This window comes from Luteimonas gilva (assembly GCF_005239095.1).
Classification (GTDB): Bacteria; Pseudomonadota; Gammaproteobacteria; order Xanthomonadales; family Xanthomonadaceae; genus Luteimonas_C; species Luteimonas_C gilva.
In genome coordinates, this window is the sequence record NZ_SZUA01000002.1 from 525293 (window position 1) to 549051 (window position 23759).

At 67.2% G+C, this 23759-nt stretch carries 22 protein-coding genes; 12 read left to right on the forward strand and 10 right to left on the reverse strand.

Features of this window, described 5'->3' with window-relative positions; translation table 11 throughout:
• Positions 1 to 149 precede the first annotated feature (149 nt).
• Entirely contained in the window at positions 150 to 2324 is a 2175-nt protein-coding gene (locus tag FCE95_RS10355; protein WP_137266942.1) for a carboxy terminal-processing peptidase, read from the forward strand.
• 151 nt (positions 2325 to 2475) lie between these two features.
• Positions 2476 to 3300 carry a methylated-DNA--[protein]-cysteine S-methyltransferase gene (locus tag FCE95_RS10360; protein ID WP_137266943.1) on the forward strand — a complete coding sequence of 275 codons (825 nt, stop codon included), beginning with the start codon at positions 2476 to 2478 and terminating at the stop codon, positions 3298 to 3300.
• A gap of 137 nt (positions 3301 to 3437) precedes the next feature.
• Here the strand turns inward: FCE95_RS10360 and FCE95_RS10365 are convergent, their stop codons facing one another.
• Positions 3438 to 3932 (reverse strand): Lrp/AsnC family transcriptional regulator, encoded by a 495-nt coding sequence (locus FCE95_RS10365; protein ID WP_137266944.1) that lies wholly within the window; start codon positions 3930 to 3932, stop codon positions 3438 to 3440.
• A gap of 117 nt (positions 3933 to 4049) precedes the next feature.
• Here FCE95_RS10365 and yedA point away from each other — a divergent pair, with 117 nt between their 5' ends.
• Both yedA and rarD read left to right on the forward strand, forming a co-directional pair.
• Positions 4050 to 4973: a drug/metabolite exporter YedA gene (gene yedA / locus FCE95_RS10370; protein WP_137266945.1), complete on the forward strand. Its 924-nt coding sequence runs from the start codon at positions 4050 to 4052 to the stop codon at positions 4971 to 4973.
• Positions 4970 to 5881 (forward strand): EamA family transporter RarD, encoded by a 912-nt coding sequence (gene rarD / locus FCE95_RS10375; protein ID WP_137266946.1) that lies wholly within the window; start codon positions 4970 to 4972, stop codon positions 5879 to 5881. The genes yedA and rarD overlap by 4 nt, the downstream gene beginning before the upstream one ends.
• Before the next feature lie 176 nt (positions 5882 to 6057).
• Here the strand turns inward: rarD and FCE95_RS10380 are convergent, their stop codons facing one another.
• The 3 genes from FCE95_RS10380 to FCE95_RS10390 form a co-directional block, all read right to left on the reverse strand.
• Positions 6058 to 6627, reverse strand: coding sequence for a hypothetical protein (locus FCE95_RS10380; RefSeq protein WP_137266947.1), 570 nt, complete (start codon positions 6625 to 6627; stop codon positions 6058 to 6060).
• 12 nt (positions 6628 to 6639) lie between these two features.
• On the reverse strand, positions 6640 to 8826 hold the full coding sequence (locus FCE95_RS10385; protein ID WP_137266948.1) for a xanthine dehydrogenase family protein molybdopterin-binding subunit: 2187 nt from the start codon (positions 8824 to 8826) through the stop codon (positions 6640 to 6642).
• Positions 8827 to 9017: 191 nt separating this feature from the next.
• Positions 9018 to 9473: a (2Fe-2S)-binding protein gene (locus FCE95_RS10390; RefSeq protein ID WP_137266949.1), complete on the reverse strand. Its 456-nt coding sequence runs from the start codon at positions 9471 to 9473 to the stop codon at positions 9018 to 9020.
• 89 nt (positions 9474 to 9562) lie between these two features.
• On the opposite strand from FCE95_RS10390, the gene FCE95_RS10395 reads away from it, so the two are divergent.
• Together FCE95_RS10395 and FCE95_RS10400 are read left to right on the forward strand one after the other, a co-directional pair.
• Positions 9563 to 10549 (forward strand): XdhC family protein, encoded by a 987-nt coding sequence (locus FCE95_RS10395; protein ID WP_223266853.1) that lies wholly within the window; start codon positions 9563 to 9565, stop codon positions 10547 to 10549.
• On the forward strand, positions 10546 to 11139 hold the full coding sequence (locus tag FCE95_RS10400) for a nucleotidyltransferase family protein (protein ID WP_223266854.1): 594 nt from the start codon (positions 10546 to 10548) through the stop codon (positions 11137 to 11139). Before FCE95_RS10395 ends, FCE95_RS10400 begins: the two co-directional genes overlap by 4 nt.
• Positions 11140 to 11246: 107 nt before the next feature.
• On the opposite strand, the gene FCE95_RS10405 is transcribed toward FCE95_RS10400, so the two are convergent.
• The 5 genes from FCE95_RS10405 to FCE95_RS10425 form a co-directional block, all read right to left on the reverse strand.
• Complete coding sequence (locus FCE95_RS10405) at positions 11247 to 11528, reverse strand: hypothetical protein (RefSeq protein ID WP_137266950.1); 282 nt, start codon at positions 11526 to 11528, stop codon at positions 11247 to 11249.
• Entirely contained in the window at positions 11528 to 12835 is a 1308-nt protein-coding gene (locus tag FCE95_RS10410; protein ID WP_137266951.1) for an ABC transporter permease, read from the reverse strand. The genes FCE95_RS10405 and FCE95_RS10410 overlap by 1 nt, the downstream gene beginning before the upstream one ends.
• A 13-nt stretch (positions 12836 to 12848) precedes the next feature.
• On the reverse strand, positions 12849 to 14006 hold the full coding sequence (locus FCE95_RS10415; RefSeq protein WP_137266952.1) for an ABC transporter permease: 1158 nt from the start codon (positions 14004 to 14006) through the stop codon (positions 12849 to 12851).
• A gap of 12 nt (positions 14007 to 14018) precedes the next feature.
• The gene (locus FCE95_RS10420; protein WP_137266953.1) at positions 14019 to 14711 is read right to left on the reverse strand and encodes an ABC transporter ATP-binding protein; all 693 of its coding nucleotides are present in this window, start codon (positions 14709 to 14711) and stop codon (positions 14019 to 14021) included.
• A gap of 131 nt (positions 14712 to 14842) precedes the next feature.
• Complete coding sequence (locus FCE95_RS10425) at positions 14843 to 16096, reverse strand: efflux RND transporter periplasmic adaptor subunit (protein WP_137266954.1); 1254 nt, start codon at positions 16094 to 16096, stop codon at positions 14843 to 14845.
• Between the two features lie 214 nt (positions 16097 to 16310).
• Here FCE95_RS10425 and FCE95_RS10430 point away from each other — a divergent pair, with 214 nt between their 5' ends.
• From FCE95_RS10430 to FCE95_RS10455, 6 genes are all read left to right on the forward strand, one after another.
• Positions 16311 to 17237: an ABC transporter ATP-binding protein gene (locus FCE95_RS10430; RefSeq protein ID WP_137266955.1), complete on the forward strand. Its 927-nt coding sequence runs from the start codon at positions 16311 to 16313 to the stop codon at positions 17235 to 17237.
• Entirely contained in the window at positions 17237 to 18031 is a 795-nt protein-coding gene (locus FCE95_RS10435) for an ABC transporter permease (RefSeq protein WP_137266956.1), read from the forward strand. The genes FCE95_RS10430 and FCE95_RS10435 overlap by 1 nt, the downstream gene beginning before the upstream one ends.
• A 38-nt stretch (positions 18032 to 18069) precedes the next feature.
• On the forward strand, positions 18070 to 19281 hold the full coding sequence (locus FCE95_RS10440; protein WP_137266957.1) for a sensor histidine kinase: 1212 nt from the start codon (positions 18070 to 18072) through the stop codon (positions 19279 to 19281).
• 13 nt (positions 19282 to 19294) lie between these two features.
• Positions 19295 to 19897, forward strand: a complete 603-nt coding sequence (locus tag FCE95_RS10445) for a response regulator transcription factor (protein ID WP_137266958.1) — start codon at positions 19295 to 19297, stop codon at positions 19895 to 19897.
• Between the two features lie 110 nt (positions 19898 to 20007).
• Entirely contained in the window at positions 20008 to 21705 is a 1698-nt protein-coding gene (locus FCE95_RS10450) for a sensor domain-containing diguanylate cyclase (protein ID WP_425481304.1), read from the forward strand.
• A gap of 91 nt (positions 21706 to 21796) precedes the next feature.
• A complete protein-coding gene (locus FCE95_RS10455; protein WP_137266960.1) occupies positions 21797 to 23044 on the forward strand; it encodes a DUF418 domain-containing protein in 1248 nt (415 codons plus the stop codon).
• Here FCE95_RS10455 and FCE95_RS10460 read toward each other — a convergent pair.
• A complete protein-coding gene (locus tag FCE95_RS10460) occupies positions 23033 to 23671 on the reverse strand; it encodes a TetR/AcrR family transcriptional regulator (protein ID WP_137266961.1) in 639 nt (212 codons plus the stop codon). The two genes, FCE95_RS10455 and FCE95_RS10460, sit on opposite strands and share 12 nt — an antisense overlap.
• Positions 23672 to 23759 lie beyond the last annotated feature (88 nt).

Consider the following 23759-nt stretch of genomic DNA (forward strand, 5'->3'; position numbering starts at 1 on the left):
CCGCCCCGGTTTTGCCCGGTTACAGTGGCCCGGGCGTGGTTTTAGGGCCGCAACTTCCGGCACTATCGCGTTGTCCAACGTCTCCGCAACCTGAATCGGGCGATCGCCCTTCCACCGTTCCACAACGGCCTTCCGGCCCGAGCTTATCGATGAAATTGAGACACACCCTGCTTGCCTTCGCCCTGGCCACCGTACCGCTGGCCCTGTTGGCCCGCGCCGACGGCGATGGTCTGGCCGGCCCGACCGCCGACCAGGCGACGACGTCGAAACTGGTCTACGGGCTGCTCTCCGATAGCCGCTACGCCTACCGGCCGCGCGCGCTGGACGATGCGCTCTCGCAGGAAGTGTTCAAGCGCTATTTGGACGCGATCGACCCGGGCAAGATGTTCCTCACCGCCCAGGACGTGGCCAAGTTCTCGTCGCAGAAGAGCAAGCTGGACGAAGCGATCAAGACCGGACAGGTCGAACCGGCGTACGCGATCTTCGCGCTGTACAAGCAGCGCGTCGACGAACGCGTGGCCTACGCCCGCGGCCTGCTCAAGCAGAACATCTTCGACTTCGCCGGCAACGACCGTTGGGAATACGACCGCGAGGACGTGCCGTGGGCGGCCGATAGCGCCGCGCTGGACCAAGTGTGGAAGCAATCGGTGCGCAACGACTGGCTGCGCCTGAAGCTGGCCGGCAAGAAGCCGGACGACATTCGCAAAACCCTGGACAAGCGCTACGCCAACCTCGGCAAGACCTATGCCGACTTCAACGGCGAGGACGCGTTCCAGACTTTCTTGAACGCCTACACCAGCGCCATCGATCCGCACACCAATTATTTCGATCCGCGCGGCGCCGAGCGCTTCAACCAGAGCATGTCGCTGTCGCTGGAAGGCATCGGCGCGGTGCTGCAGAAGCAGGACGACGTGGTGGTGATCCGCGAAATCGTGCCCGGCGGCCCGGCCGATCTCAGCGACAAGCTCAAGCCCGGCGACCGCATCGTCGGCGTCGGCCAGGGCGCGAGCGGCGCTTTGGAAGACGTGATCGGCTGGCGCATCGACGATGTCGTCGAAAAGATCAAAGGCCCGAAGGGCACCCAGGTGCGCTTGGACATCCTGCCGGCGGAAGTCGGACTGGACACCAAGCCCAATCGGCTCGTGCTGACCCGCGACAAAGTGCGCCTCGCCGAGGAAGCGGCGAAATCCGAAATCCTCACCGTGCCGGCCAATGCCGGCACGCCGGCGCAGCGCATCGGCGTGATCAAGCTCAAGGGCTTCTACCAGGACTTCGAAGGCCGCCGCAAGAACGCCAACGATTACGCCTCGGCGACCCGCGACGTGGCCAAATTGCTCGCCCAGTTCCGCACGCAGAAGATCGACGGCGTGGTGCTGGATCTGCGCGGCAACGGCGGCGGTTCGCTCAACGAAGCGGTCGAGTTGACCGGCTTGTTCATCGACAAGGGCCCGGTGGTGCAAGTGCGCGAATCCGGCGGTCGGGTGAGCGTCGAGAACGACCGCACGCCGGGCGTGGCCTGGGACGGTCCGCTCGCGGTGCTGGTCAACCGCGGTTCGGCTTCGGCTTCGGAAATCTTCGCCGGCGCCATCCAGGATTACGGCCGCGGCTTGGTCATCGGCGAAACCACCTTCGGCAAGGGCACGGTGCAGAATCTGGTCGACCTGGACCGCTGGCCGGCCAACGAGAAGCCGCGCTTCGGCCAGGTGAAGCTGACCATCGCCCAATTCTTCCGCGTCGCCGGCGGCTCCACCCAGAACAAGGGCGTGGTGCCCGACATCGCTTTCCCGGTGACGGTCGACGCCAGCGAATACGGCGAGAGCACCTACGACAACGCGCTGCCGTGGACGCGCATCGCTTCGGTGCCGCACACCCAGTACGGCAACTTCGCGCCGCTGCTGCCCAAGCTGGAAACGCTGCACCAGGCGCGCATCGCCAAGGACGTCGAATTCCAGTGGCAGGAAGAGGACGTGACGCGCTTCAAGGCCGAAGCGGCGAAGAAATACATCTCGCTCAACGAAGGCGTGCGCCGCGCCGAGAAGGACAAGCTCGACGCGATCCGCAAGAGCCGGCAGGAAGAGCGCAAGCGCCTGAACATCGCGCTCGATCCGCTGCTGGAGGACCGCGCCGACGACGGCCTGCAGACCAACGAACGCGACATCGCCAAGGAAGTCGCGCGCGAGAAGGCCGCGGAGAATCTGCCCGATCCGATGCTGCGCGAGTCCGCGGCGATCCTGGCCGATGCGGCGCATCTGCTGAACGGCGATCGCGCGCTGGCGGGGCAGGTATTGCCCGAATCCAAGGCGCCTGGGCACTGGGCGGAGTGACGGTTGCCCCCTCTCCCGTCTGCGGGAGAGGGCTGGGGTGAGGGCAACATGGCACGACTCACTCTCACCAACCCTCTCCCGCTTCGCAGGAGAGGGCTAAACAGCAACATCCGGATAGCGGGCGCCCAGGGCGCTCGTTACCCTTTCCGGCATGGACAAATCCGCTAAAAAACTAGAACGCGTGCGCGAGCTGCTGGACGGCGGCGAGCCGTCGCTGGCCGAATTGGCGGCCGCTGTCGGCATCAGCGCTTCGCACCTGCAGCGCCGCTTCAGCGCGCGCTACGGCCTCAGCCCGGCCGAATACCTGGCCCAGCGCAAGCTCGGCACCTTGAAGGAAGCCCTGCGCCGCGGCGGCCACGACGTCAGCGCGGCGCTGTACGACGCCGGCTACGGTTCGCCCTCGCGCGTGTACGAGGCGGGCGCCGCGCGCCTGGGCATGACGCCCGCGCGCTATCGCGCGGGCGGCGCGGGCGAGGACATCCGCTGGAGCCTGATCGACACCGCGCTCGGCCGCGTGCTGGTCGCCACCACCGAGCGCGGCATCTGCGCGGTCGAGCTCGGCGACGACGATGCCGCGCTGGAAGCCGGCTTGCGCGCCGAATTCCCGAAGGCGCATTTGCAGCGCGTGGACGCCGGCCGCGACGAATTCCTCGGCCCGCGCGTGCGCGCCGTGGCCGACGTGCTGGCGGGCAAGCGCGCGCAGGTCGATATCGACATGCTCGGCACCGCTTTCCAGAAAAAAGTCTGGGACGCGTTGATGAAGATCCCGAAAGGCGAAACGCGCAGCTACGCCGAGGTCGCCGCTTCGCTCGGCGCGCCGCGCGCCAGCCGCGCGGTGGCCAGCGCTTGCGCGCACAACCGGTTGGCGATCGTGGTGCCTTGCCATCGCGTCGTGCGCGGCGACGGTTCGCTCGGCGGCTATCGTTGGGGGTTGCCGTTGAAGGAGCGGCTGCTGCAGCGGGAGCGGGCGGCGTGACGCTTTTGTTGTTCCTCCCCTTTTGAAAAGGGGCCGAGGGGGATTTGCTGCTGCCGTTGTTTTGCCTCCGTAGAGCGAAGAGCAAAAGCAAATCCCCTGCGTCCCCCTTTTTCAAAGGGGGATAACAGCAACAGCGCTCACTTGCGCCGACGTCCCGGCGCTCGCGTCGGCACCTGCATTCCCAGCTTCACCGTTTCGAAGATCAACCGCGTGTCGTAGCGGCGCACGTAGCCTTCGTCCAGGAACAGCTTCTCGGCGACTTCGCGGTAATGGGCGACGCTGGTGGTCGCCAGGATCACCAGATAATCCCAGTCGCCGGCCAGCGCATAGCACTGCTGCACTTCCGGCGCGGCGCGCATCCGCGCGTAGAACGCAGCGTGCTGTTTGGCCGATTCGCGCTCCATCATCACCAGCGCGGCGACCAGGGTGACGTTGCCGAGCAGGGCCGGGTCGAGCACCGCCACTTGGCGCAGCAGATGGTGCTTGCGGTAGCGCGCGATGCGCCGCTGCACCGCGCTGGCCGACAGGCCGACCGCATCGCCGAGCGCGGTCAGGGTGGCGTCCGCGTCGCGCTGCAGCAGCTCGAGCAGGCGGTGGTCGAAATCGTCGAGTTGGAGGGGCGTGGCAGCCATGCAAAAATTTTGCGTCTGGGTGCAGAAATATTCAATCCACTCGCCCCGCGGTTTGGCTAGGCTGTGGCCAGGACCTTCGCCGCGCACGGCGGCCAAGGTCGGCATCGGAATCGACCCATGAACGACTCTTCTACCAAGACCTCCGGGTTCCTGGGCATCGCCCTGGCCCTGGCTGCGGTTTACGTGATCTGGGGTTCGACCTACCTCGGCATCCGCTTCGCGCTCGAAGGCGGCTACCCGCCCTTGCTGATGGCCGGCGGCCGCTTCTTGCTGGCCGGCATCCTGATGTACACGGCGCTGCGCCTGCGCGGCATGCCCGCGCCGACGCGCGCGCAATGGCGCAATTGCGCCTTCATGGGCGCGCTGCTGCTGGGCGGCGGCAACGGGCTGGTATGCATCGCCGAGCAATCGGTGTCGTCCGGACTGGCGGCGGTCGCGGTCGCTTCGGCGCCGTTGTGGATCGGCCTGTTCTCGGCGATGCGCGGCCAGCGTCCGGGCAAGATGGAATGGCTGGGCCTGGGCATCGGCTTCGTCGGCGTGCTCTGGCTCAATGCCGGCAGTTCGCTCACCGCTTCGCCGCAAGGGTTGATCGCCTTGCTGATCGCGCCGCTGGCCTGGTCGTTCGGCTCGGTGTGGAGCCGAGGCCGCGATCTGCCTTCGCCGTTCATGACCGCCGCGGCGCAGATGTTGTGCGGCGGCGCGCTGATGCTGATCGCCGGCTTCGCCATCGGCGAGCGGATGACGGCGTGGCCCTCGCTGAAGGCGACGCTGTCGGTCGGCTATCTGCTCAGCTTCGGTTCGATCGTCGCGTTCAGCGCTTATGTCTGGCTGCTCGACCACGTGCGGCCGACGCTCGCCGGCAGCTACGCCTACGTCAATCCTTTGATCGCGGTCGTGCTCGGCGCCTGGCTGGCGAACGAAAGCTTCAGCGCGCAGGACTTCGGCGCGATGGGCGTGATCCTGCTCGGCGTGGTCGCACTCACGATGGCCAAGGGCGCGAAGAAGCCGTTCGCGCCGCGGCCGGCGGACGAAAGCGCATGACGCCCGCGCCCGCCCTCGACCGTCGCGGCCTGTGGGTCGCCGCCGCCTCGTTCGTGCTGTGGGGCGTGATGCCGCTGTACTGGCATCTGCTCAAGGCGGTGCCGTCCTTGCAGATCGTGTTCCACCGGATCGTGTGGAGCACGATCCTGGTGATCGGCTGGCTATGCTTGAAGCAGGGGCTGCAATGGTGGCGGCAAGCGGTGTCGAAGCCGCGCGTCGCCTGGCTGCTGGCGATCAGCGGCACGCTGATCGCGTTCAACTGGGGCCTGTACATTTGGGCGGTGAACGCCGGCCATGTGGTCGAGACCAGCCTGGGCTATTTCATCAATCCGCTGCTCAACGTGGTGCTCGGCGTATTGCTGCTGCGCGAGCGTTTGAACGCGGCGCAATGGACCGCCGTGGGCGTGGCCGCGTTGGGCGTGCTGTGGCTGACGTTCAACTACGGCAGTTTTCCGTGGATCGCGTTGGCGCTGGCGGCGTCGTTCGGGCTGTACGGTTTCGTCCGCAAGATCGCCGCGGTGGATTCGATTCCGGGGCTGGGCATCGAAAGCGCCTATTTGTTCTTGCCGGCGCTAGGCATGCTGCTGTGGAGCGAGACGCACGGCCAAGGCGGCTTCTTCGGCGGCTGGGGCTTGGGCTTGGATGCGTTGCTGATCGTCGGCGGCGCGTTGACCGCGTTGCCGCTGATCGGCTTCGCCTATGCGGTGCGACGCATTCCGTATTCGGTGATCGGGCTGATGCAGTACATCGCGCCGACGATGCAGTTGCTGATTGGGGTGCTGGCCTTCGGCGAGCCGTTCGGGAGCGACCGCGCGATCGGCTTCGTGTTCATCTGGATCGGATTGGCGGTATTCGCGATCGACGGGTTCTGGCGTTCGCGGCGGCGCGCGGCGCCCGCCGCAGCGTAGCGCTTGAGCCCTCTCCCGCTTGCGGGAGAGGGTTGGGTCAGGGCGCGCGGGCTTGCAGATCGCGACAAGCCTGGCTGGTGTTCGGAACCGATTGTTTGACGCGACCATCGAGTCAGCGCGCCCTCATCCGGCGCTGCGCGCCACCTTCTGCCGCAAGCGGGAGAAGAGATAAGCGATCAGGCTCCCGGGCAGGGCGCGCCGCCATCCTTCCAAGCCTTGAACGCCGCCACGAACTGATCGTGCGGCACCGACACCGGCTGGCGTTCGCCGCCCGGATCCCAGCCCCACAGCACCAGCTTGTCTTCGCTGACGTGCTTGAGCATCGCGTCCAGATCGCGGTTCCCGTTGCGCTTCTTGTCCTTGATCATCGCGCACAGTTCCGCGGCGGGCACGCCGATCCAGGCCATCTTTTGGTTCGGCGGCGGCAGCGACCAATGCGGCGCGCCGGGCGGCGCGTGCGGACCGTAACTGGCCGGCGGATTCTTCTCGGCGTGGCAGGTCGCGCAAGGCAGGCCGGCGGCGCCTTTGCCTTCCGGTCCGCGCACCACGTTCATCATGTGCGGCGTGCCGGCGTCGAATTGCAGCGGCTGGTCGCCGGGGATGTGGCAGTTGCGGCAGCGCGGATGCTGGAACACCTTTTCGATCGTGGCGAACGAAGCCTCGGCCTGCGCCTTCTGTTCGGGCGTGGCGCGCGGGCCGCAGGCGGCGAGCAGCAAGGCGGTGAGCATGAGGATGATGATGCGCATGTCGTCGTCTCCTCAGGCCTTCGCGGGTTCGGGCGCCAGACGCAGCGGCAGTTCGCGCAGCCGTTGTCCGGTCAGCGCGAACACGGCATTGGCCACCGCCGGCGCGATCGGCGGCGTGCCGGGTTCGCCGACGCCGCCCATCTTCTCGGCGCTGGGCACGATATGCACTTCGACGACGGGCATTTCGTGCATGCGCAGCACCTGGTAGTCGTGGTAATTGGATTCCTGCACGCGGCCGTCCTTGAAAGTCAGCTTGGAATGCAGCGCCGCGCCCAGGCCGAAGGCGATGCCCGATTCCATTTGCGCGGCGACGGTCTGCGGATTGACCACCGGGCCGCAATCGATCGCGCAGACCACGCGATGCACTTTGATCGCGCCGTTCTCGACCGACACTTCCGCGGCCTGCGCGACGTACGAACCGAAGGATTCGTGCACCGCGATGCCGCGCCCGCGGCCCTGCGCGGCGGGTTTGCTCCAGCCGAATTTCTCGGCGGCCAGGTTCAGCGCCGCCAGATGGCGCGGATGGTCCTTCAACAGCATGCGCCGGTATTCGAGCGGATCCTTGCCGGCGGCGTGCGCCAGCTCGTCGACCAGACTCTCCATGACGAAGCCGTTGTAACTGTGGCCGACCGAACGCCACCACAGCACCGGAATGCCGGTCTTGGGCGAATGCAGATCGACGCGGTGCGCCGGCGTGCCCAGCACGTAAGGCGAATCGGCGACGCCTTCCACCGACGTGCCGTCGATGCCGTTCTTCACCGTGAACGGTTCGAACGGCGTGCCGGCGGTGATCGATTGCCCGACCATCACCTGCTGCCAGGCGACCGGCTTGCCGTCCGCATCCAGTCCCACTTTCGCGCGCTGCACGTAAGCGGGCCGGTAATAGCCGCCGCGCACGTCGTCTTCGCGCGACCACACCGTTTTCACCGGCGCCTTCGCGGCTTTGGCCACCTCCACCGCTTCGGACACGAAATCCGAGACCGGCGTGGCGCGCCGGCCGAAGCCGCCGCCGAGGAAGGTGGTGTGGATGAAGATCTGTTCCGGCTTCAATCCGGTGATCTTCGAAGCGACCTGCTGATCGACGGTCTGGAATTGCGTTCCGGTCCAGATCTCGCATTTGTCCGCGTCGATCTTCACCGTGCAATTGAGCGGTTCCATCGGCGCGTGGGCCAGATAAGGCACGGCGTATTCGGCTTCGACGGTCTTGGCCGCTTTCGCCATCGCCGCCGCGGCATCGCCGGCCTGCGCGGCGACCGGACCGGGGGTGCCGGCGAGCTTGGCGAAGTCGGCGCGCAACGCGTCGGTGTCGAGCGCGGCGTTCGGGCCCAGGTCCCAATCCACCTTCAAGGCATCGCGGCCGAGTTTCGCCGCCCAGTAATGATCGGCGACAACGGCCACACCGCTCGGCACCTGCACCACGTTGCGCACGCCGGGCACGGCTTTGGCCGCCGCCGCATCGAAGGACTTCGCCTGGCCGCCGAACACCGGCGCGCGCGCCACGACCGCGGTTAGCAACCCGTCGAATTGCACGTCCATGCCGAACTGGGCGCGGCCGGTGATCTTTTCCGGCGTGTCCAAACGCAACGTCGGCTTGCCGATGATCTTCCAGTCCTTGGGATCCTTCAGCTTGAGCGTCTTCGGATCGGGCACCGGCAGCTTGCCCGCGTCGTCGGCCAAGTCGCCGTAGCGGATGCGTTGGCCGCCGGCGACGACTTCGCCGTTCCCGGTGCGGATTTCGGCCGGCGCCACGCCCGTGCGCGCGGCGGCGGCCTGCACCAGCATCGCTTTCGCCGCGGCGCCCGCTTGGCGGTAACGGTCGAATTCCGACCAGGTCGAGGTCGATCCGCCGGTCATCTGCATGCCGAACGCGGTGTGCGCGTAGGCCTGCGCGGCGGGGGCGTGTTCCACCTTGATCTTGGACCAGTCGGCGTCGAGTTCCTCGGCCACCAGCATCGGCAGCGCGGTCCAGATGCCCTGGCCCATTTCCGAATGCGACAGCAGCACGGTGATGCGGTCGTCGTTGCCGATGCGCAGGAACGCGTTCGGCGCGAACGGCGCCGCGGCGGCGGCCGCGCCGGCTTCCTGCGCCATCGCGAAGCGGCGCGCGCCGGGGACGACGAAGGCGATCACCAGACCGCCGCCGACGACGGCGCCGGCCTTGAGGAAATCGCGGCGGGACGGGTTGAGGACTGCGTTCACGAGTGCCTCCAAGATTCGCTATTCCTTCTCCCACCGGGAGAAGGTGCCCGAAGGGCGGATGAGGGTTCGGCGAAGCGATGCCAGTTTCAGATCGCCGATAGGTTCCGTACTCGCGTCGCGATCTTTGTCATGAGCCGCTTCGCCGAACTCTCACCCCAACCCTCTCCCGGCGGGAGAGGGAGCCAATAACGTCAAGCCTTCGACAACTCCGCCGCGCGGTGCACCGCCGCGCGGATGCGCGGATAGGTGCCGCAGCGGCAAATGTTGCCCGACATGGCTTGGTCGATGTCGGTGTCGTTCGGCGAAGGAATCTTCGCCAGCAGCGCGACCGCCGACATGATCTGGCCGGATTGGCAGTAGCCGCACTGGACCACGTCCAGCTCGGCCCAGGCCTTTTGCACCGGATGGCTGCCGTCCGCCGACAGGCCTTCGATGGTGGCGATCTTCTTGCCTTCCACCGCCGAGACCGGGGTGATGCAAGAGCGCAGCGGCGCGCCGTCGGCATGGACCGTGCACGCGCCGCATTGGGCGATGCCGCAGCCGAACTTGGTGCCGGTCATGCCCATCAGGTCGCGCAGCACCCAGAGCAAGGGCATATCGGCAGGCGCATCGACTTCGCGCTCGCTGCCGTTGACGTGCAGTTTCATCGGCGACTCCCTGGCGTCGGCTGGGGACAGGAGAAGCATACTATCGGCAGTGTGAAAAACTTACTTCGGACGGATCGCTCCGGCGGACCATGAACCAGATGCAGTCGATGCGGGCGGGAGCGGGGAACGGCGCGCGCGGCGTGCTGGAAGGCGTCGCGGCCGCGATCCGCGCCGGCGCCCGGGCCACGCTGGCCCTGGTCGTGGAGACCGAGGGCTCGACCTATGTCGATGCCGGCGGCATGGCCCTGTTCGGCGGTCCGGACGGCCAGGTCGGCTGGCTGAGCGGCGGTTGCCTGGAACCGGAGATCGAGCGGCAAGCCCGGCAGGCGGACGAAACCGGTTCCCTGCGCTGGATGGAGGTCGATACCCGCGACGACGAAGACTTGCTCGCCGGTTCGGCGCTGGGCTGCCGCGGCCGATTGCGCATCGCGCTGTTGCCGCTGCGGGCGCTGCCCGGTTTCGAACAGGCTGCGCAGATGTGGCTGCAGGGCGGAACGCCGCTCGAGTTTGCGGTGTCGGACGACGGCGCCGTTGCCGTCCGCGCCGGCGGAACCTGGGAGTGGCGTTTGCCGGCATCGGCTCCCGATGGGCCGCACGCCGGTTGGCGCCTGCGGATCGATCCGCCGCCCGAGGCGATCGTGTTCGGCGCCGGTCCGGAAACGCCGCTGTTGCTGCCGCTGCTGCGCGAGATGGGTTGGCGGACGACTTTGGTCGAACGCCGCGAACGCTGGAGCGCATTGGCCGCGCTCGCCGATCGCCGCATCGACGGATTTCCGGCGGCGGTCGCCGACGGCGCCCAGTTCGATGCCGCTCTGGTCATGCACCACAATTTCGAATTGGACCGCGAAGCCCTGGCCGCGTTGGCGCCCGCCGCCATCGCTTTCGTCGGATTGCTGGGCCCGGTGCGCCGGCGCGAAGACTTGTTCAAATTGCTGTCGGAACGCGAACGGATCGCGTTGGCGCCGCGGCTGCGTTCGCCGATCGGATTGAAGTTGGGCGGACAAGGGCCGCAAGCGATCGCATTGAGCATCGCCGCGCAATTGCAGGCCTATCGCCATGGCGAGGAGACGCGTTGAGCGGGCATGCCGCGGTGGTGTTGGCGGCGGGCGGCAGCCGGCGGCTGGGCCGGCCCAAGCAGTTGTTGACGCGCGGGGGCGAGACGCTGGCGCATCGCGCCGCGCGTCTGGCGGCGCAGACTTCGCCGCGACGCTTGCTCGTGATCTCGGGCGCGTTTCGCGAGGAGGTGGAAAAGGCGCTGGCCGATCTGGATGGCGAATCGGTTTTCAACGAGAACTGGGAAAGCGGGCTGGCCGGCAGTTTGCGCAGCGCGGCGGCGGCATTGGCCGATCACGACGGCCCGGTTTTGATCGTCGGCTGCGATCAGCCCGCCTTGGAAGGCGCGCATCTGGCGCAATTGCTGGCCGGCGCGGCGAATACGGGATGCGCGGCGACCTCGCACGGCGGTTCGCCCGGAATTCCGGCGATCGTACCCGTAGCCATGCTGCGGGAAGCGGACGCGCTGAGCGGCGACCGCGGCCTCGGCGCACGCCTGCGCGGCCTGCCGCAAGAACGCGTGTGGATGCTGCGCGCGGCCGAATTGGAGTTCGATATCGACGATGAGGACGACCTGCGGATCGCCGTGGATCGCGGCCTGATCGACGCCTAGCTTTCGTGGGAGCGGCTTTAGCCGCGAGCTTTTTCCCTGAAATCGCCGCGATGCCGCGATTTTGGAGGAAAGAGCTCGCGGTTAAAGCCGCTCCTACAAAAAGCGGCTCAGCGGCCGATGGCGGCCCAGACGATCAGCGCCAGCGCGATCGCGCCGGCGACGTAGACCACCCGCCACGCCCAGCGCGCCGTGCGCCGCGCGCGGCGCACGATTTCGGTGGCGATGGCGTCGGCCTGTTCGATCAGCGGCGCGGCCTCGGCCTGCGCCTGCTCGTAAGTCGCGCCGTCGCGGTCGAAACAAGCGTGCGCGCTGCGCTGCAGATCGTCGTAGCGCGCGTACAGCTCCCGCTTGGGCCAACGCTGCAATCCTTGCGGCGTTTCGGGCGGCATCAAGCCGCCCGCAAGGCCGTGGTCACCGGCAGACGCGCGGCGCGCAGCGCCGGGAACAATCCGCCGACCAGGCCGATGCCCAGCGCCCATTTCAGGCCCGTCCACAGCAATTCCGGCGAGACCTTGAACTGGAACACCACCTGGCTGAAATTGCTGCCCAAGGTGCTGACGCTGTAGCCGTTGAAGATCAGCCAAGCGATCAGTCCGCCGAGGATCCCGCCGAGCAGGGCGAGCAGCATCGTCTCCAGCATCACCGCCAGCACCACCGGCACGCCGCGGAAGCCGATCGCGCGCATCGTCGCGATCTCGCGCGCGCGTCCGGCGACGGCCGCGTACATGGTGTTGAGCGCGCCGAACACCGCGCCGATCGCCATGATCGCGCCGATCACGGTGCCCAGTACGCTGATGATCTTGCTCAACTGGCCCGATTGCTTGGCGTAGTAGGTGGCCGTGGTTTCTACGTCGAGCTTCAGCCGCGGATCGCCGTCCACCGCCGCTTTCAGCTGCTTGAAGCCTTCCTTGCCTTCGGTCTTGGCGGTGATCGACTGGTACGAGCGCCGGTTGTAGGTCGACGACAGCGTCTCCGCATCGCCCCACAGTTCCGAATCGTGCGCGTCGCCGGATTCGAACATGCCGACCACGGTCCAATCTTGCGCGCCCAGGCGCAGCGACTTGCCCACTTCCAAGCCGCGGAACTGCGAAGCCGCGCCTTTGCCGACCACGATTTCGCGCAAACCGGCGCCGAATTTGCGGCCCTGCACGATCTTGACGTTGTCGCGCACCGCCCAGGCTTCCGGACCCACGCCGCGGAACTGGGCGTTGGCGTCGGTGCCGTCGGACATGCTCGGCAAGTTCACCACTTGCGACAGTTCGGCCGAGATCAGCGGCTTGCCGTCGGCGCCCTTCTTGATGCCGGGCAAGCTGGAGATCAGCGGCGCCTGGTCGCGGGTGATCACCGAGTTGGTCTCGGCTTGCGAGCCGCCGCGCAGGATGATCGCGGTGTCCTCGCTGCCGGTCTTGTCGAGCGTGGCCTTGAAGCCTTCGCCCATCGCCAGCATCGCCACCAGCACGCCGACCACGCCGGCGATGCCGACCACGATCACCGACGACGCGCCCCAGCGCTGCGGCAGGCTGGCGATGCCGATCTTGGCCGCGGCCAGCGACAAGCGGCCGCTGCGGGTGAGGAACAGCCACAAGCCCAGCGCCACGGCGATCGCCAGCACGGCGTACCAGGGCAGCATGACCCAGACCACCAGGCCGACGACGAGGGCGAGCACGGACAACGTATTTCCGATCCAAGGTTTCATCGCTGCATTCCCCTTATCGTCCGGCCAGCGCGTCGACGATCTTCAGCCGCTGCGCGCGCAAGGCGGGCAGCAGGCCGACGACGACGCCGATCGCGATCATCAGAACCAAACCGATCGCCCAAGTCTGGCCGGGCACGGTCGGCAGTTGGATCATGCCGCCGCTCGCCGCGCTGACGCCGGGCATGATCACCGCCGCCAAGCCCAGGCCGATCAAGCCGCCCAGCACCACCAGCAGCACCGATTCGACCAAAACCAGCACCAGCACCGTGCCGTCCTTGAAGCCGAGCGTCTTCAGCACGGCCAATTCCGGAATGCGCTCGCGCACCGCCTGCGCCATGGTGTTGCCGGTCAGCAGCAGCAGGGTGAAGAACACCGCCGCCATGATCGCGGTCACGATCAGGCCGATGTCGGCGAACTGCTTGGCGAAGGCCTGCTGGAACGCCGATTCGGTCTGGCTCTTGGTTTCGTGATCGGAGTTGGCCGACAGCGCGTCGATCGCCTTGGCCACGCGCGAAGCCTGGTTCGGATCGGCGATCTGCACCGTGTACCAGCTGACCTGGCTCTTGATGTAGTCGTTGGATTCGTCGAAGTACTTCCAGTTCATCATCAGCTGGTTTTCCGCGCCGATGTTCTTGCGGTCCTTCACCTTGAAGATCGCCTTCAGCTGCAGCGGCCAATCGTTGCTGCCGCCGCGCGGGAAGATCGTGGCCTGCAGCGGGATGGTGTCGCCGATCTTCCAGCCGTTCTTCTTGGCCAGCGATTCGCCGACGATGGCGCCGGTGCGGGTCTCCTGAAACGCCTTCAGCTGGTCCGGCGGCACGTCGTACTCGCCGTAGACGTCGAAGAAGTTCGGCGCGATCGAGAAGTTCGGGAAGAAATCCTTCGGATCGCGGTAGATGCCGCCGAACCACATCGCGTAGGTCACCTTGCGCACGCCGGGCACCTGCGCGATCTGCGCCTCCAGATTGACCGGCAGCGATTGGGTGATCGACAGCCGCGACGCCACGACCAGCCGGTTGACGCCTTCGACGGTGCCGCCGGAGTTGAACGCCACGCGCACCGAATCGAGCATCCCGTACAGCAGGAACGCCGCGACCACGGACAACAGGGTCAGCAGGGTCCGCGTCTTGCTGCGGAACAGCTGCGCCCAGATCAGGGATAGGTATTTCATGGCGGCCTCGTCTTAGTGGGCCAGCGCGGAGGATTCGACCAGTTCGCCCTTGTCCAGGTGAATGGTATGCGTCGCGTACTCCGCGGCCTTCGGATCGTGGGTGACCATGATGATGGTCTTGCCGTGTTCGCGGTTGAGCAGCTGCAGCAGCTGCAGGATCTCTTCCGCGGACTGGCGGTCCAAGTCGCCGGTCGGTTCGTCGCAGATCAGGAAGGTCGGATCGGAAACGATCGCGCGCGCGATCGCCACGCGCTGCTGCTGGCCGCCGGACAATTCGTTCGGGCGATGCGAGCCGCGATCGGCCAGGCCGACCAATTGCAGCGCGATCTCGGCGTTGCGCTTGCGCTGCGCGCCGCCGAGCTTGGTCAGCAGCAGCGGCAGCTCGACGTTCTTCTGCGCGGTCAGCATCGGCATCAGGTTGTAGAACTGGAACACGAAGCCGACGTGGTGGCTGCGCCAGTTCGAGAGCTGGCCCGCGCTCATCCGGTCGATGCGCTCGCCTTCGATCTCGATCTCGCCCGAAGTCGGCGTATCCAAACCGCCGATCAGGTTGAGCAGGGTGGTCTTGCCCGAGCCGGACGGACCCATCAGCGCGACGAAGTCGCCCTTGGGGATCTCCAGGTCCAGGCCGTGCAGCACGTCGATCTTCTCCGGGCCGCGCTGATAGGTCTTATGCAGGTTGCGGATCGAAACCAGGGATGCCATCGCCACGCTCCTCGTTGTTGGCCTTTCTTCGGCCGTCATTCCCGCGAAGGCGGGAATCCAGTGTCTTGCCCTTAACGCTCTTTAGCCGTCATTCCCGCCTTCGCGGGAATGACGGCTTAAAAAATCAGCGCTTATTGCGCTTCCTCATCCTTCTTCAACCGGATCTTGTCGCCGTCCTTCATCGCCGGCGGCGGATCCAATACCACGGTCTCGCCCGGCGACAGGCCGGAGACCACTTGCCGGTCGTCGCCCATCGCCCGGCCGAGCTTCACTTCGGCCTGCTCGACGGCGTCGCCCTTGTCGTTGACCACGAACGCGACGTCCTTACCATCGCGCTGGGCGATCGCAGCGGATGCGACGCGTACGCCTTGCGGCTGCTGCGCCGCGGCCGGCTTGGCCGATTCCAGGAAGCTGACCTTGACGCCCATGTCCGGAACGATGCGCGGATCCTTCTGCTTGATCGCGATGCGCACCTTGACCGTGGCCTTGCCGCGATCGGCGGCCGGGATGATCGCGATCACCTCGGCCGGGATCTTCCAATCGGGATAGGCGTTGAGCGTGGCTTCGACCGGCATCTTGGGCTGCACGCGGCCGATGTAGGCCTCGCCCACATCGACTTCCACTTCCAGCGAATCCATATCCACGATCGTGCCGATGCCGGTGCGGGTGAAACCGCCGCCGGCCGACAGCGGCGACACGATTTCGCCCGGCTGCGCGGCTTTGGCCGTCACCACGCCGGCGAACGGCGCGCGCACCACGGTGTTGTCGACGCCGATGTCGGCGATGCGCAGTCGGCCGGAAGCGACCTTCGCGTTGCGTTCGGCGGTCAGCAATTGCGCGCGCAGCGAATCGCGCTGGGCGATGGCCTGGTCGTACTGCGACTTCGACACGAGTTGCTGCCGCACCAGCGAAGACAGGCGCCGCGCGTTGGCTTCGGCTTCGATCAATTGCGCGCGCATCTGTTCTACGCCGCTGTGCGCGGCGGACAGCTGCGCGTTGGCGAGCGAACGTTCGGCGTCGGCGTCGATCGGGTCGAGCGTGGCCATCACTTGGCCTTCTTCGACGCGCTGGCCTTCTTCGATCAGCACTTCGCGCACCCGGCCGGTGATCTTGGCCGAAACCGTGGCGATGCGCCGCGCGACCACATAGCCGGTCGCATCCAGCACCGAAGCCGAACTGCCGCCGCTGCCGATCGCCACCGTCGTCGCGGTGCGCACTTCCACGCCTTTGTCGCGGCCGAAGAAGGCCCAGCCCGCGCCAGCGAGCAGCAACAGCGCGGCGACCACCGCGATCGCGATCCACAAGCCGCGCCGAGAGGTCGGCGGCGGCGGTGCGCTCTTGCGGTCGATGCGGAGTTCCTTCAGCAGGTCGGCGGAAGCGTTCATCGTTATCCGGACGGAATAAAAGGCGAAGTGTGACGGGATGCGGCCGTTGCCGCCACCGCGGGCGCCCCCAGGCGGCCTCTCGTGGACGGCAAGCCTACGCAGGTCGCCCGGCCCGGTCATCTGACGCCTGTCATGCGGAATGGCTGATGGCCGCGACTGCCGCCGCTCGCCGGCGAAGCCTAACTTGATGGCCAGTCCGGAAGGAGGGCGATCGATGGGCGGCCAAGAAGAAGTGCTCGCACGTTTGCGAGGGGCGCATAAGGCGTACGGCAAGGTCAAAGCGCTGGACGGCGTCGACCTGTCGCTGCGCGGCGGCGAATTGCTGGCCTTGCTGGGTCCGAACGGCGCCGGCAAGACCACGGCGATCGGCCTGCTGCTGGGTTTGATCCGCACCGATGCGGGCGAAGCCGAATTGTTCGGCCAGGACCCGCAGCGCATCCAGGCGCGGCGCGGCATCGGCGTGATGCTGCAGACCGCCACGCTGCCGCCCGCGTTGCGCGTCGGCGAATTGATCCGCTTGACCGCCAGCTACTATCCGCAGCCGCGCACGTTGCAGGAAAGCGCGGAGCTGGCCGGCGTGGCCGATCTGCTCGATCGCCCTTACGGCAAACTGTCCGGCGGCCAGCAAAGGCGCGTGCAATTCGCGCTGGCGCTGTGCGGACGGCCGCGGCTGCTGTTCCTGGACGAGCCCACCGTGGGTTTGGACATCCAAGCGCGGCAGAAGCTGTGGGCCGCGATCCGGCATCTGATCGCCGAAGGCAATGCGGTCGTGCTGACCACGCATTATTTGGAAGAGGCCGAAGCCCTGGCCGACCGCGTCTGCGTGATGGCGCGCGGCAAGATCATCAGCGAAGGCAGCGTCGACGAATTGCGCGCGAAAGTCTCGCTCAAGCGCGTGCGCTGCCTGACCCGCATCGACTTGGCGACCGCGCGCGCTTGGCCGGAAGTGGTCGAAGCGCGGATGGACGGCGAACGGCTGTGGCTGTCCAGCGACCGTGTCGAAGCGCTGCTGCGCCGCATGCTGGCCGTCGACGCCGAACTCACGGGGCTAGAAGTGCAGGCCGCCGGCCTGGCCGAAGCCTTCACCGAACTCACCCGCGACGCGGACGACACCGCGTCCGAACGACGCGAGGCCGCCTGATGGAAACGATCGCCTTGTCCGCCGCGCCGCCGCGCGCGCTGGCCCCCATGTCCAACGGGCGCGTGCTGCGCGCTTACCTGGAGGAAGCGCGCGCCGAGTGCCTGCGCTATCTGCGCAGCCCGAGCTTCATGCTGCCGACGCTGCTGTTCCCGCTGGTTTTCTACACCATGTTCGGCGTCGTCCTGGGCCAGCGCGGCAATCCCGACGCGCCGCGCTTCCTGCTGGCCGCGTACGGTACTTTCGGCGTGATGGCGCCGGGCCTGTTCGGTTTCGGCATGTCGCTGGCGCTGGAACGCGACAACGGCCTGTTGACCTTGAAGCGCGCGTTGCCGATGCCGCCGGCGGCGTATCTGCTGGGCAAGATGGCGATGGCGATGCTGGTGGCCGCCATCATCATCGTGCTGCTGCTCGCGCTGGCCGTATTCGCCGGCCATGTGCGATTGGAGCCGGCGCAGATAGCGCGCCTGTTCGTCGCCGACGTGCTCGGCGTGCTGCCGTTCTGCGCGATGGGCCTGCTGCTGGGCACGCTGGTCAAAGGCCATGGCGCGCCGGCGGTGGTCAACCTGCTGTACCTGCCGATGGCTTTCCTGTCCGGACTCTGGTTCCCGCTGTCGGTGCTGCCCAAGTTCCTGCAACAGCTGGCGCCGATGTGGCCGAGCTACCACTTGAACGCGCTGTCGCAGTCCGCGGTCGGTTTCGATACCGGCCCGGGTTGGCCGCATGCGTTGATCCTGCTCGGCTTCACCGCGGGCTTCCTGCTGCTGGCGGCGCGGCGCCTGCGCCGCTACGGCTGAAATGGCATGATCCGCCCACGCCTCGCCCGGAAACCCGCGTGATTCCCGCTTTCCTCGCCGCCTGGTTCAAGCCCGCGCCGGATTCGTCCGCGGCCGAGATCATGCGCCGGCAGAAATCGCCGTGGACCGACGGCGTGCATCTGCTGTGGACGGTGTGGGTGTTCATCACGCCCTTGTTCGGCAGCGGCTACACCTGGCGCTGGCTCGCGATCACCGCGGTGACGTATCCGGTCTTCGTCGCGTTGTACGCGAAGACTTTGCTGGCGCCGCGGCGCACTTCCTATCGCTACGCCTTGGGCATGGTGGCGCTGTGCCTGGTGCTGATGCCGGTCTATCCGGCGGGCATCAGCTATTTCGTGTTCGGCTGCGTGATGCTGCGCACTTTCCGCAACCGTTTCCTGTTCGGCTATCTGGTCCAGGTGGCGCTGCTCAACGCCGTGTTCCTAGCGGTGGCGACCTGGTCGGGTTATCCCTGGCAGGCCATGATCTGGGTGCCGGCGATGACCTTGATCATCGGCATCATCGTCAACGTCGAACGCGCCAACCTGGAAAAGGACGTCGCCCTGAAGCTGTCGCACGACGAAGTGCGGCGCCTCGCCGCGACGGCCGAGCGCGAGCGGATCGGGCGCGACCTGCACGATCTGCTCGGGCACACCCTGTCGCTGATCACGCTGAAGCTGGAACTGTCGCGCAAGCTGTTCGACCGCGATCCGGAGGCTTCGCGCCGCGAAGTGGAGGAAGCCGAGCGCGTCGCCCGCCATGCCCTGATGGAAGTGCGCAGCGCGGTCACCGGCATCCGCGCCACCGACCTGGCCGCCGAGCTCGCGTCCGCGCGGCTGATGCTGGAATCTTCGATGGTGCACCTGGAATACGAAACGCCGCCCGGTTTGCCGGCCGAGATCGAGCGCGGTTTGGCCTTGGTCGTGCGCGAAGCGGTCACCAACATCGCCCGCCACGCGCGCGCATCGCAGGCGCAGATCGCCTTCGCCTGCGAGGGCGGCGCGGTGCAATTGCGGATCGTCGACAACGGCGACGGCGGCATCGTCGCCGACGGCAACGGCCTGAGCGGCATGCGCGAACGCGTCGCGGCGCTGGGCGGCACGCTCAGCATCGATTCGCCGAAAGGCCAGGGCACGCGCCTGCTGGTGCGGGTGCCGGTGAAGCCGCCGCGTTCGTTGCCCGCGGTCGAAGGCGCGCCGCCGGCCGAGGCGGAAGCGCCCGCCGAAACGCCGCGGTTGCGCGCCGTATGACAACGAGGCGCGCTTGATCAGGATCCTGCTGGCCGAAGACCAGGCGATGGTGCGCGGCGCTTTGTCCGCGTTGCTCGGGTTGGAGAGCGACATCGAAGTGCTCGGCGCCGCCGCCGACGGCGAGAGCGCCTGGCGCGAACTGCAGCGCCTGAAGCCCGACGTGCTGATCACCGACATCGAGATGCCCGGCCTGACCGGGTTGGAACTGGCGCAGCGCATCCAGCGCCACGGTTTGCCGACCAAGGTGGTGATCGTCACCACGTTCGCCCGCGCCGGTTTCCTGCGCCGCGCGCTCGACGCCGGCGTGTCCGGCTATCTGCTGAAGGACGCGCCGGCGGAAGATTTGGCCGAAGCGCTGCGCAAGGTGCATCGCGGCGGCCGCGCGATCGACCCGCAGCTCGCGCTCGACGCTTGGAGCGACGCCGATCCGCTCAACGACCGCGAGCGCCAGATCCTGCGCTTGGCGGGCGAAGGGCAATCCGCCGCCGAAATCGCCGCGCAACTGCACCTCTCGCACGGCACCGTCCGCAACTACTTGTCCGAGGCGATCGGCAAGCTCGGCGTGGGCAATCGGATCGAGGCTTATCGGTTGGCGAGACAAAAAGGCTGGTTGTAGTCCGACGGCCCGTCGGAGCCAAATCAGTGACGCAAGACACGTTTTTTCCGGCTGCGACGCGCCTTCGCGGCGGGTCGGACGGCCGCGGCGCATAATCGGCCCATCCCGCCCTGTCGCGCAGCCTAATGAAAAGGGTCAAGGCCCGCACCCAGACCGGTTTATTGATCGCGGCGCTGATTTTTCTCGCCATCGGCGTCGGCGTCGTGCTCGGCGCCCAGCGCCTGATCAAGGATTCGGAGTGGGTGTCGCATACCAATGCGGTGATCGGCCAGCTGGACGAACTCGAGGCGGGCCTGCGGGATGCGGAGTCCGCGCAACGCGGCTATCTGTTGACCGGCGATGCGAATTATCTCGCCGACTACCGCAACGCGCGCGATCGCTTGCCGAGATCGTACGAACGGCTGTCGGAACTGATGGCCGACAATCGCCAACAGGCGGTGCGGGCCAAGATCCTGCAATCGCAGATCGAGTTGCGCGTAGCGCAAATGGGCGAGACGTTGGCGCGGTACGAAAGCGGCGGCCTAGCCGCTGCACAGTCCATGGTCGGCAAGGAGATCATGGATGTGTCGTCGGCGATCCGCAGGCAGAAAGCGCAGATGGTGGAGATCGAACGCGTCCTGCTCGTCGAACGGGCCGCTTCCACTCACCGCAGCGCGGCCACCTTGCGGACCATCGCCTTACTCGGCGTTCCTCTAGGCTTGGCGGTGATCGGCGCCGTTTACTGGCTGTTGGTCATGGAAGTGCGCCGCCGCGCTCAGGCGGAAACGGCCACCGCCGACGCCAACAAGCAGTTGCATACCGGCGTGGCCCGGCTCAAGCGCAATAGCGCCGACCTGCGGAGTCTGAGCCGTTACGGCAGCATGCTGCAAAGCTGCGTCGAGCCGGCCGAGGCGCTGCAGCTCACCTCGCGGATGCTGGCGACGCTGCTGCCCGGCATCGGCGGCACCATCTATCGAATGCGGAATTCGCAAGACCATGCCGAAGCCCTCGCGCATTGGGGCGAACATGCGGCTCGCGGCACCGATCTGGTGGCGCCGGAAGACTGCTGGGCCTTGCGCCGCGGCCAGGCGCATATCGTCGAAGTCGGCGGCCTGCATTGCGCCCACGTCGCCGGATCGGCGGCCGAAGCGGTCACCGCCTGCATCCCGCTCGCCGCCCAGGGCGTGCAATTGGGCTTCATCTATTTGTCCGATCGCGACGCCGGTTTCCTGTCGCGTATCGAGATCGTCGAAGCCGCCGCCGAACAGCTGTCGATGGCCTTGTCCAATCTGTATTTGCAGGAGCGGCTGCGCATGCAGTCGATCCGCGAGCCGCTGACCGGACTGTTCAACCGGCGCTATTTGGAAGAGGCCATGGCGCGCGAGCTGTCGCGCTGCGCGCGCCGGCAATTGCCTCTGTCGCTGCTGATCCTGGACCTGGACCGCTTCAAGGCCTTCAACGACGTCCACGGCCACGCCGGCGGCGACGCGCTGTTGTCCGCCTTCGGCAAGCTGCTGCAGGAAATGTCGCGCGGCGAAGACATCGCCTGCCGCTACGGCGGCGAGGAATTCACCCTGATCATGCCCGAGACCGAACCGGAAACGGCGACGCAGCGCGCCGAAGCGGTCCGCGACGCGGTCGAGAACATGCGCGTGCGGCATTTGGGCGCCGAGCTGCCGAAGGTGACGGTCTCGATCGGCGTCGCCGCTTTCCCCGGCGACGGCGATGCGCCGGAGGAATTGCTGCGTGCCGCCGACGAAGCGCTGTACCGGGCCAAGCGCAACGGCCGCAACCGCGTCGAGCGCGCGGAGCGAACGATCCGTGCCTGAGCTTCGCATCGATAGGACACCATCGCGCGCGGCGAATGGTTCCATGGCGCCGGTCCTGTCTATCCAACCGCGCCGGGCCTAGTTTTCCTTCATGACGAACCCCAACCGCGCCGCGCCCATCTCCGCTTCCGAGCGCTACGACTTAGTGGACGCCTTGCGCGGCTTCGCGCTTTGCGGCGTGCTGTTGGCGAATATGTCGGCTTTTTCCCTGTACGAATACCTTACCGAACAAGCGCAGGCGACGCTCTCGAGCGCGGCTTTCGACAAGGTCGCCGAGAACGCGCTGGCTTGGCTGCTGACGCACAAGGCCGTGACCGTGTTCTCGATCCTGTTCGGCTTCGGCTTCGCGATGCAGTTGGAGCGCGCCCAGGCGCGCGGCGGCGACGGCTTGCGCGTGTTCCTGCGCCGGATGGGCGTACTGCTCGCGCTGGGCGCGCTGCACACCGCGTTCTGGTGGGGCGACATCTTGCTGGTGTACGCCCTGGCCGGATTCGCCCTGGTGCCGATGCGCAAATGGCCGGATCGCTGGCTGGTCTGCGGCGGATTCTTCGTGGCGCTGGTCGCGACCGCCGCGGTGCGCGCCGGCTTCGTCGCGTATACGGGCGCTACGTCTCCGCCGCGCGCGGAAGTGATGGCGCAGGCTTACCGCGCGTTGTCCTCGCCGTCGTTGTCCGCCGCGTTCGAGGGCAATGCGGTGCTGCTGCGCTGGTGGCTCCCGTTCGGAGGCCTGATGCTGGTTTGCTTCGCGCTCGGCCGCATCATGCTGGGCTATTGGGCGGGCCGGCGCAGGTTGTTGCAGGATCCGGCGGCGCACCGGCCCTTGTTCAAGCGCATCCTCGCCTGGACCCTGCCGCTCGGCTTGCTGACGACCGCGCTGCAGTTTTGGCAGGCGCCGCTGCGCGATGCGCTGCCGGCATTGAAGCAGGGCTTCGGCGCGCATGTTTGGGTCGCCGCGGTTAGTTTCTCCGGTCCGCTGTTGCTGGGCATCGCCTTCGGCACGGTGTTCGTGCTGCTGTACCTGCGCCCGCGCTGGAAGCGCGCGCTGAGCCAATTCGCGCCGGTCGGCCGGATGGCGTTGAGCAATTATCTCACCCAGACCGTGGTGTGCAGCACACTGTTCTACGGGTACGGTCTCGGGCTCGGACCGGTTTACGGGACGCCGAGCTGGTTCGCGGTCTGGATAGTGTTGTTCGCCGCGCAGATGGCGTTCAGCCGCTGGTGGCTGGCGCGTTTCCGGTTCGGCCCGATGGAATGGCTGTGGCGCACGCTGACCTACGGCCGCGTGCAGCCGATGCGCATCCGCACGCCGGCGGCAAGCGCAACCGCCTCAGCCGACTGAAGCGCGGCGGCGCGTCGGTTTGGATGCGCCGGCCAGCGCGTCCCAGGCCGCCATCGCGCTGTCGACGATTCGGTGTAACGCCTTGCGGCTCGCGCCGCTGCGCGATTGGAACGACAGGCCTTGCAGCACGGTGCCGTAGAAGCCCGCGATCGCGGCCGTGTCCGCGTCCTTGCGCAAATCGCCGTCGGCGATGCCGCGCTTCAGGCGCGCCGCGAGCGCGGCTTGCGCGGCGTCGCGGCGCGAGGCGAGGAAATCGCGCACGTCTTCGTTGTCGGTCGAGGCCAGGTTCGCGGCGAGGATGATCATGCAGCCGCTGGGCGTGCGCGGATCGGCGTAGGCGTCGACGTTGCCGCGCAGCATCGCCTCCACCGCGCCGCGCGCGGTCGGCACGTCGGTCAGCGCGCGGCCCGACACGCCGCCTTCGCTGCGCTCGTACAAGTCCACCGCTTCGCGGAACAGCGCCTCCTTGCCACCGAAAGCCGCGTACAGGCTGGGCCGGTTGATGCCCATCGCCGCGGTCAGGGCTTCCATCGACGCGCCTTCGTAGCCGCGTTCCCAGAACACGATCATCGCCTGGCGCAGGGCCAGGTCCCGGTCGAAGCTGCGCGGACGTCCGCGTTCGGCCATGGAACGCTCCTTTCTGTACCGATATGAAAATAAGTCCTTGCCGCGGCCGGTTCAAGGGCCTATATTTCTGTACCGTTCGATACAAATT